Source organism: Anaerolineae bacterium (genome assembly GCA_025062375.1).
In the GTDB taxonomy this organism is placed as follows: Bacteria; Chloroflexota; Anaerolineae; order SpSt-600; family SpSt-600; genus SpSt-600.
Genome location: JANXAG010000009.1, coordinates 49,817 through 57,936 on the forward strand (window position 1 = coordinate 49,817; position 8,120 = coordinate 57,936).

At 53.9% G+C, this 8,120-nt stretch carries 8 protein-coding genes; 7 read left to right on the plus strand and 1 reads right to left on the minus strand.

The annotated features are described in order from the left end of the window. Nucleotides 1–127: 127 nt before the first annotated feature. From NZ653_04285 to NZ653_04315, 7 genes are all read left to right on the plus strand, one after another. Nucleotides 128–2,413: an NACHT domain-containing protein gene (locus tag NZ653_04285; protein MCS7286335.1), complete on the plus strand. Its 2,286-nt coding sequence runs from the start codon at nt 128–130 to the stop codon at nt 2,411–2,413. Nucleotides 2,414–2,555: 142 nt separating this feature from the next. Next, nucleotides 2,556–4,166 carry an FAD-binding protein gene (locus NZ653_04290; protein MCS7286336.1) on the plus strand — a complete coding sequence of 537 codons (1,611 nt, stop codon included), beginning with the start codon at nt 2,556–2,558 and terminating at the stop codon, nt 4,164–4,166. Then, complete coding sequence (hypA, locus tag NZ653_04295; GenBank protein ID MCS7286337.1) at nt 4,167–4,511, plus strand: hydrogenase maturation nickel metallochaperone HypA; 345 nt, start codon at nt 4,167–4,169, stop codon at nt 4,509–4,511. Between the two features lie 23 nt (nt 4,512–4,534). Then, nucleotides 4,535–5,332 (plus strand): septum site-determining protein MinD, encoded by a 798-nt coding sequence (minD, locus tag NZ653_04300; protein MCS7286338.1) that lies wholly within the window; start codon nt 4,535–4,537, stop codon nt 5,330–5,332. A gap of 10 nt (nt 5,333–5,342) precedes the next feature. Continuing rightward, nucleotides 5,343–5,606 carry a cell division topological specificity factor MinE gene (minE, locus tag NZ653_04305; protein ID MCS7286339.1) on the plus strand — a complete coding sequence of 88 codons (264 nt, stop codon included), beginning with the start codon at nt 5,343–5,345 and terminating at the stop codon, nt 5,604–5,606. After that, entirely contained in the window at nt 5,599–6,690 is a 1,092-nt protein-coding gene (rodA, locus tag NZ653_04310) for a rod shape-determining protein RodA (protein ID MCS7286340.1), read from the plus strand. The genes minE and rodA overlap by 8 nt, the downstream gene beginning before the upstream one ends. Nucleotides 6,691–6,714: 24 nt before the next feature. Next, complete coding sequence (locus NZ653_04315; GenBank protein MCS7286341.1) at nt 6,715–7,833, plus strand: LysM peptidoglycan-binding domain-containing protein; 1,119 nt, start codon at nt 6,715–6,717, stop codon at nt 7,831–7,833. On the opposite strand, the gene dtd is transcribed toward NZ653_04315, so the two are convergent. Continuing rightward, nucleotides 7,830–8,120 (minus strand): D-aminoacyl-tRNA deacylase (dtd, locus tag NZ653_04320; GenBank protein ID MCS7286342.1); only part of this gene is annotated, 291 nt, incomplete at its 5' end. The genes NZ653_04315 and dtd overlap by 4 nt on opposite strands.

Below are 8,120 nucleotides of genomic sequence, written 5' to 3' on the forward strand. Positions count from 1 at the left end.
TCAGGCGTCTTGACCCTCGTCGCCTTCCGGAACGTTACAGACTGGTAGGCCATCGTTCTAGCGGCAAAACCACTGAGCTTATAAAGCTGACTGAGGAATTGCGCAAAACCCAGGATTACTTCGTGGGATGAGAGCAGAAGAAATCATAGGAAAACTTAACACTGAACTGGAGCTGCTGGCCAATAAGCTCTCCCAACCGGGGATTTCCATATTGATTGCTCAAGTGGAAAAGCCAGAACACCAAGAAACACTGGCTCTGGAACTGCAGCGCCGCCTGAAAAGCGAAGTGGAAAGATGGCTCTTTTCCCCGGAACAGCTAAATTTGCCTGGCTATATACTATCCAGCGAAGGGAAGAGGACAATCTTTGCCTTTGGCCTTGAGGGGCTTGACTCTTCAGCTCGCAAAGAAGTTTACCGTATCCTGAACTTAGGGCGCGAGAAAATAGGCCGTAGTGGATGCAGCTTGCTTCTGTGGCTTCCCGGCCAGCTCATAAATGAGCTCATGCGTTATGCCCCCGACTTCTGGGCGTGGGTTCAGGGCGTTCACCCCCTTACACTGCCCGATGACGAGGTGGAAAAGCAGAAGGTTATTACTGCCCTGCGCCTGTGGGGTGTGGAAACCCTGAACCAGCTCCGTCAGCGTTACCTTGAATACATTGTCAACTCTTACCGCCGGCTGGATTTCCGGGGCATAATACAGGTCCGCAACATTGTCCGTTTCCCCTTAGACCGGCTTTTCGTCCCCCTCGTAGGTGTGAAAAGAAATAGGGAACCAAAAGTTATCCCCTTTGAAGAGCACCGTGTCCCCCTGGAAGAAGCGTGGAAAGTCTATCGCCTTCTGGTAATCCTGGGCAACCCCGGCTCTGGCAAGAGCACTTTCCTCAAACATCTGGCCCTCACTTTTGCTATGGGTATGAGGGAAGAAGAACGCACTCCCATCCTCTTCTCCATCGCTGAATACAGCATGGCCAGACGCACCCGGAACCTCACCTTGCTGGAGTTTATCGCCTGGCGCTTCCAGCAGGAAGGCCTTCCTGACTTCACAGGGCTTTTCCTCTCAGAGTTAGAAAAAGGGAAAGCCATTGTGCTTCTGGATGGCCTGGATGAAGTATTGACCCGGGGTGAGCGGGAAGATATAGCAAGGGCAATGGAAAATTTAGCCAAGCGCTATCCCCTCAGCCGTTTCATTGTTATTTCCCGCATCGCCAGTTACGATACCGCCCTTCTCCCTCCTGATTTCACCATCATCACCATTGCCCCCTTTGAGCGAGAACAGATAGAAAGCTTTGCCAAAAACTGGGCCATGTCCTACGAAGGTACAGCCCTTGAAGATAAACTCCCACCAGAACTGGAGAAGCGCGCCCGGAGGTGGGCTGAAGACCTGATTCAGGCCGTGACCAACCATCCAGCTATTGAGCGTCTGGCCACTAATCCTTTGCTCCTCACCATTCTGGCCCTTATCCACCATCAGGGCACGCGCCTCCCTCAACAGCGAGTGGAGTTATACAGGCTTTGCCTTGAGGCTTTAGCCGAGACCTGGAACCTGGCTCGCAGCCTTTCGGGCCAGCCCATAGAGCTATGGCTGGACGAGCGAAGGCTGGATGCCCAGGAAATGGTACGGATCTTAGGCCCGGTAGCTTTCTGGATGCAGGAAAATTGCCCCGGTGGCCTCATAGAGCGAGAGAAACTGGAAGTATTGATAGCTGAAGAACTAAAGCGGGATGGCTTTAGACCTCACACAGCCCGCAGACTGGCGGCTGAATTCGTGGACCTCATGCGGGAGCAGATGGGCCTTATGGTGGAAAAAGGCCCGGGGCAATTCAGCTTTATGTATCTATCATTCCAGGAATACCTGATTGCCTGCTATGCAGTGGATCAGAGGGAACCCTATGAACTCCTCAGACCCCACCTTTTTTCTTCCCGATGGCGAGAAGTGGTTCTCCTCACGGCAGCAAGGCTGGGGAGCTTCTCTGAGGCCCAGGCTTCCGATTTCCTGTGCAAAGTGTATGAAGCAGATGTGTTTCTCAAGGAAATATTGCACAGGCCCTTGCTCCTGGCCACCCGCATACTGGCCGACGATGTCTGGGTAGAGAGAGGACTGGCTCATTCGGTCCTTGACAGATTCTGGGAACTCTTGAAAGCTTCCCCTTACCGAAGATTAAACGAAGAGGCAGGGCTCATTCTGGGAATGCTTGGAACCACCCGTTACGCCCACTATGTTAAGGAATTGTTCATCAAGGGTTTAAAAGATGTGGACCCGGCTGTGCGCATCAGAGCAGCCTGGGCCATTGGTGAGCTTGGTCGGGCGGAGTCCGGGGTTATAGAAGCCCTCGTTATAGCCCTGAAGGATGAAGAAGCAGAGGTGAGAAATAGAGTATTTGACGCTCTATGGGCGCTGGCGGAGAGATTATAAAGAAAAGCTGGCGGCCTGAAAAATCCTTTAAGGGCTCTGGGGCCCGCGGGAAAAGTCTCAGGCAGGCTGATGGAAGAGGGGTGATTGGGCTTATGCGGGAAATTAAGGTATAATATTTTCCAATCTTGCAGAGGAGGCTTTCATGAGTTATACGCCTGAGATGCGGGAATCCATAAAGAAAGTGGAGGCCACAAGGCCTCACCGCCTCCATAACGATTATCCTCCCATGAGTCCTCAGGAAAAACAGGAACTTCTGAGCAGGTTCCATCCGGATTACATTGAAGACCAGATGCGCCCCATCCGGGTGGGGGTGAGCAAGGGGCAGCGCATGCCCCTGGAACTGGCAGATGTAATGGAAGGCAAGCCCCGGATTGACCCCGATAAATTTGATCTTTCTGAAGTGCATTACGAGACAGATGTGCTGGTGATCGGCGGAGGGGGAGCAGGAGCCGCCGCTGCCCTTATGGCCCAGGAACACGGAGCAAAGGTCCTCCTGGCCACCAAATTGCGCTTCGGCGATGCCAACACCATGATGGCCCAGGGGGGAATCCAGGCCGCCGATAAGCCCAACGATTCCCCCGCCATCCATTACCTTGACGTGGTAGGAGGAGGCCACTTTGTCAACATCCCGGAGCTGGTGGAGATTCTGGTGATGGATGCCCCCTTCGTCATAAAGTGGCTTGAAGACCTGGGAATGATGTTTGACAAAGAGCCCGATGGCACAATGCGAACCCAGCACGGTGGGGGAACTTCCCGCAAAAGGATGCACTCCGCCAGAGATTACTCTGGCGCTGAAATCATGCGCACCCTCAGGGATGAGGTGCGAAATCGCTGCCAGGATATAACGGTTCTGGAATTCTCCCCGGCCATAGAACTTCTCCTGGACGAAAACGGGCAGTGCGCTGGCGCCATCCTGATGAACCTGGAAACCGGAGAGCACCTTGTAGTTAAAGCCAGGTGCACCGTCCTGGCTACGGGGGGAAGCGGCCGCCTCCATTACCAGGGCTTCCCCACCACCAACCACTATGGCGCCACCGCCGATGGCCTGGTAATCGGCTACAGGGCTGGCGTGCCCCTTATCTTCCTGGACACAATGCAGTATCACCCCACTGGCGCTGCCTACCCCGAGCAACTTGTCGGACTTCTGGTGACGGAAAAGGTGCGGGGCTTGGGGGCCCAGGTCCTTAATGTGGACGGGGAGCAGTTTGTCTTCCCCAGGGAACCAAGGGACGTGGAATCGGCCGCGATTATAAGGGAATGCGTGGAGAGAAAGAAAGGGATCAGAACCCCAAGCGGGATTTGCGGGGTCTGGCTTGACTCCCCCATGATTGACATCCTCCACGGCCCTGGAACCATCCAAAGGGAACTGCCGGCCATGGTGCGCCAGTTCAAACGCTTCGGCATTGACATCACAAAGGAACCCATCCTGGTTTACCCAACCTTGCACTACCAGAACGGAGGCCTGCAATATAATCCCGATGGCTCCACAGTAGTGCCAAACCTTTTCGCTGCTGGAGAAGTAACGGGTGGGGTCCACGGCCGCAACAGGCTCATGGGCAACTCACTGCTGGATGTCCTGGTCTTCGGCAGGAGGGCAGGCACCTCAGCAGCACTCCGGAGCAAAGAGGTGAAGCTTGGCCGGCTCACCCTGGACCACGTCCGGCAGTGGATTCGGGAGCTTAAGGAAGCAGGCATTGAGCCTGGGGTGGAGTCCCCCATCCTCCTTCCCGACTATACCCGCAAGGTGAAATAGATGCATGAGCTGGGAGTGACCCAGGGCCTTCTGAGCCTTGTCCTGGAGGAAGCGGAAAAAATCGGCGCCAAACGCATACTGACAATAGACATCGTTATCGGCGAATTGAGCAGCTATGTGGACGATTCGGTCCAGTTTTACTTTGACATTCTTAGCCAGGGAACCATAGCGGAGGGAGCCAAACTTGTATTCCACCGGCGGAAGGGTAAAGCCCTTTGCCTGAACTGCGGACATCAGTTTGAGGTTGGCCTCCCTTTACCTGAAGGGTGCCCCCAGTGCGGGAGCCCTTACCTCCAGGTGAATGGAGGGAGAGAATTCTATGTTGAAAGCTTTGAGGCCGAATGAAGGGATTTGAGGGGAGCTTCAGCATGGAAAGCAGGGTTATAACCATAACTTCCGGGAAAGGAGGGGTTGGGAAAACCACTATAACTGCCAATCTGGCAGCAGCTTTAGCCATGGCTGGCCATCAGGTGGTTGCCGTTGATGCGGACATTGGCTTAAGGAACCTGGACGTTATGCTGGGCCTTGAAAACCGGATTGTCTATGACCTGGTAGACGTGGCTGAGGGGAGATGCCGCCTGCGCCAGGCTCTGATCCGGGATAAAAGGCTCAACAACCTCTTCCTTCTTCCGGCGGCTCAGACCAGGGACAAAACAGCCGTGCAGCCTGCGGATATGGTAAAGATATGCGATGAACTGCGTCCGGATTTCTCCTTCATCCTGGTGGATTCTCCGGCAGGCATAGAGCACGGATTCCGCACAGCCCTCGCTCCAGCTGATGAAGTTATCATAGTCACCACTCCGGAAGTGGCGGCGGTTCGCGATGCCGATAGAGTCATAGGCCTCGTAGAAGCCGCAGGGAAGGAATCCATAAAGCTGACAATCAACCGGATTAAGCCCGAAATGGTGGAGCGGGGGGATATGCTCTCAGTGGAGGATGTGCTGGAAATCCTGGCCATACCCCTTATAGGAGTGATTCCGGAAGACGCAGAAGTAATAGTCGCCACCAACAAAGGGACTCCCATTGTGCTGAACACTTCTTCCCCTTCGGGGCAGGCTATCAAAGACATGGCTCGCCGGCTCTTGGGAGAGGAAGTTCCTTTCCCCTCCCTCAGGGGAAAAGAAAACCTTCTGAACGTTCTCGGCCGATGGCTACGCCGCAGGTAAAGGGGGCAAAATGAGTTTCTTCAACATAAGGAGCTCCAAAAGCAGTCGTGAAATAGCCAAAGAGCGGCTCAAGCTCATGCTCGTTCAGGACAGGATTCAGGTTTCTCCGGGCCTCATGGAAGAAATTAAGGAGGCATTCCTCACCTCGCTAGGAAAATACCTGGAAATGGATAGGGAAAAAGCGGAATTGAGCCTGCAAATAGGAGAAAAGCACACCCAGCTCGTTGCCACCGTCCCGATAAAAGGGGTGAAGCGGAAGCTTAACGATGATTAAATGGCGTGATTTTGACCACTGGCTTTTAGCCGCCACCCTGGTCTTGATGCTCGTCGGCTTCGCCATGGTCTACAGCGCCACGAGAGGGGTGGAAGGCTTGGAAAGGCTCTACATCCAACAGATAATCTACGGAGCCATCGGCCTGGGGGTGATGCTTGCTCTGGCGGCCCTTGATTACAGCCTGCTGGAGCATTTTATCTGGCCCTTTTACGCTCTATCCCTCCTTTTACTCGTGGCTGTGCTCTTCAAAGGGGAAACCATCTACGGGGCACAGCGCTGGCTTAACCTGGGCCCCATAACATTTCAGCCGTCAGAACCCAGCAAAGTTTTTATCCTGATCGTTCTGGCCGCCTATTTCACCAGACTCGGGGAAAAGATAAGAGAGTTCCGTTACCTTCTTGTCTCAATTGTTATAGTAGCCATTCCGGTCGTGCTCATTTACCTTCAACCCGACCTGGGAACGGCTATAGTTCTGGTGGTGATGTGGGCTGCTCTGGCCTGGCAGGGAGGGGCGAGGCTGAGCCACCTGGGAATCCTGGGCCTTACGGGCCTGCTCCTATCGCCTCTTATTTGGTTTTCCCTGAAGGATTACATGCGCAAACGCATCCTCCTGTTCCTTAACCCCAACCTGGATCCAGGAGCCAACTATAACCTTCAGCAAGCCATTATCGGCCTCGGTTCAGGAGGCTTCTTCGGCAAGGGATTTGCCAAGGGAACCCAAGGTCAGCTTCAGTTCTTGCGCGTTCGCCATACGGATTTCATTTTCTCGGTTATAGGTGAAGAACTGGGCTTCGCGGGAGCAGTTCTGGTGCTCTTTCTGCTCTTTACGGTGATATGGCGTTTCTTCCTCATCGCTTCCAAAGCCAGGGACAAGTTCGGAGCCCTCATCGCTACGGGCATGGGGGTTATTATCCTTTTCCAGGTGATGGTGAATGTGGGGATGAACCTGAGACTGATGCCCGTTACTGGAATCCCGTTACCTTTCATAAGCTCAGGAGGAAGCGCCCTGCTCACCTTTCTCGCTGGAGAAGGATTGGCTCAGAGCATATCAATGCGGAGGAAAAAGCTGGACTTTGTCCCCTAAAAAACTCCTGAGGAGAAAGGCCCTATGAAATGTCCGGTATGCGGGGAAGAAGTGGGAAGAAAAACCCTCTGCCCTAACTGTGGTAATCCTCTTCCCCAGCCTAAAAGGCGCTATTGCCCATCCTGTGGGGCAAAAGTTTCCCAACACGCCAGAGATTGCTTCATGTGTGGGGCTCCCCTTGACGGCCGCTATTTTTCAATCCCATGGCCAGATCTGGCCGTGGTCATCCTGGTGGTTGCTTTGGTGGGGGCATGGTTTCTGTCCCCGGGGCGCCTGCCTTTACGTTCGGCCAGAATTGTTCAATCTCCATCGCCCTCCCCCACTCCTGCTTTAACCGTTACTCCAACTTACACCCCTTATCCAACACCTTTCATCCAGCCCCACCCTACTCCAACACCAACCCCAGCTTACATAATCCACATCGTTCAGCCCGATGAGGGTCTGCTGGCCATAGCTGCGCGCTACGGCACAACCGTAGAAGCCATCGTTAAAGCCAACAATCTCCAGAGCCCAGATCTCATATGGGAGGGAGAAAAACTGCTTATACCCGTAACTCCAACCCCTTCCGTTCCCGAAGTTTCAACCCGGCCGTTGACTTACACTGTTCAGAGGGGGCAGAGTTTAATAGACATTGCTGTGATGTTCAGAGTTCCCGTTAAAGCCTTGATGGAAGCCAACCGGATTCCTGAGCCCCGCGTCCTCAGAGAAGGGGAAGTGCTCATAATCCCCACCCTGACCCCTTCTCCAGCCCCCGTCCTTCCGATGATAGGGGGGCCGGAAAAAGTTTCAGAATACCCTGCCCCCATACCCCTAACTCCAGCCGAGGGAGCAATTTACAAGGGGCCAGAAGCTAAAATTGTTCTGAGCTGGACAAGTCTCTGGACCCTTGAGGAGGACGAATGGTTTGTAGTAAGGTTGAAATATCAGGACAGGAACAGCCGTGATTGGAGCGAGGAAGAGCTCTACTGGACCCAGACTACAAGTTTTCTCTTACCTTCCCATCTGGCCCCGCCAGCTGAGGCCTCCCCCAGGCTTTTCCGCTGGGATGTGATCATCGTCAAGAAGCATATAACCCTTGATGGCCAGGTTGAGATGGTGGAGCTCAGCCCCGCAAGCCAGCCGAGGGAATTTTACTGGCATTAATCCCTATCCAGAATAATGGTCACCGGCCCATCGTTGTGGATTTCCACAAGCATCATGGCCCCGAAAATTCCGCTCTGCACCGGAACTCCTTCTTCTTTTAAGGCCTGGATGAATTTCTCAATGAGAGGTTCGGCCTCTTCAGGAGGGGCAGCTTCGGAAAAGCTTGGCCTGAAACCCCTCCTTATGTCACCGTAGAGGGTAAACTGGGAGACTACGAGGGCCTCTCCTTTCACATCCAGAAGGGAAAGGTTAAACTTACCGGCTTCGTCGGGGAAAACTCTGAGGTT

Coding starts and splice junctions, on each gene's coding strand:
- NZ653_04285 (MCS7286335.1), top strand. CDS start 128: ATGAGAGCAGAAGAAATCATAGGAAAACTTAACACTGAACTGGAGCTG.
- NZ653_04290 (MCS7286336.1), top strand. CDS start 2,556: ATGAGTTATACGCCTGAGATGCGGGAATCCATAAAGAAAGTGGAGGCC.
- hypA (MCS7286337.1), top strand. CDS start 4,167: ATGCATGAGCTGGGAGTGACCCAGGGCCTTCTGAGCCTTGTCCTGGAG.
- minD (MCS7286338.1), top strand. CDS start 4,535: ATGGAAAGCAGGGTTATAACCATAACTTCCGGGAAAGGAGGGGTTGGG.
- minE (MCS7286339.1), top strand. CDS start 5,343: ATGAGTTTCTTCAACATAAGGAGCTCCAAAAGCAGTCGTGAAATAGCC.
- rodA (MCS7286340.1), top strand. CDS start 5,599: ATGATTAAATGGCGTGATTTTGACCACTGGCTTTTAGCCGCCACCCTG.
- NZ653_04315 (MCS7286341.1), top strand. CDS start 6,715: ATGAAATGTCCGGTATGCGGGGAAGAAGTGGGAAGAAAAACCCTCTGC.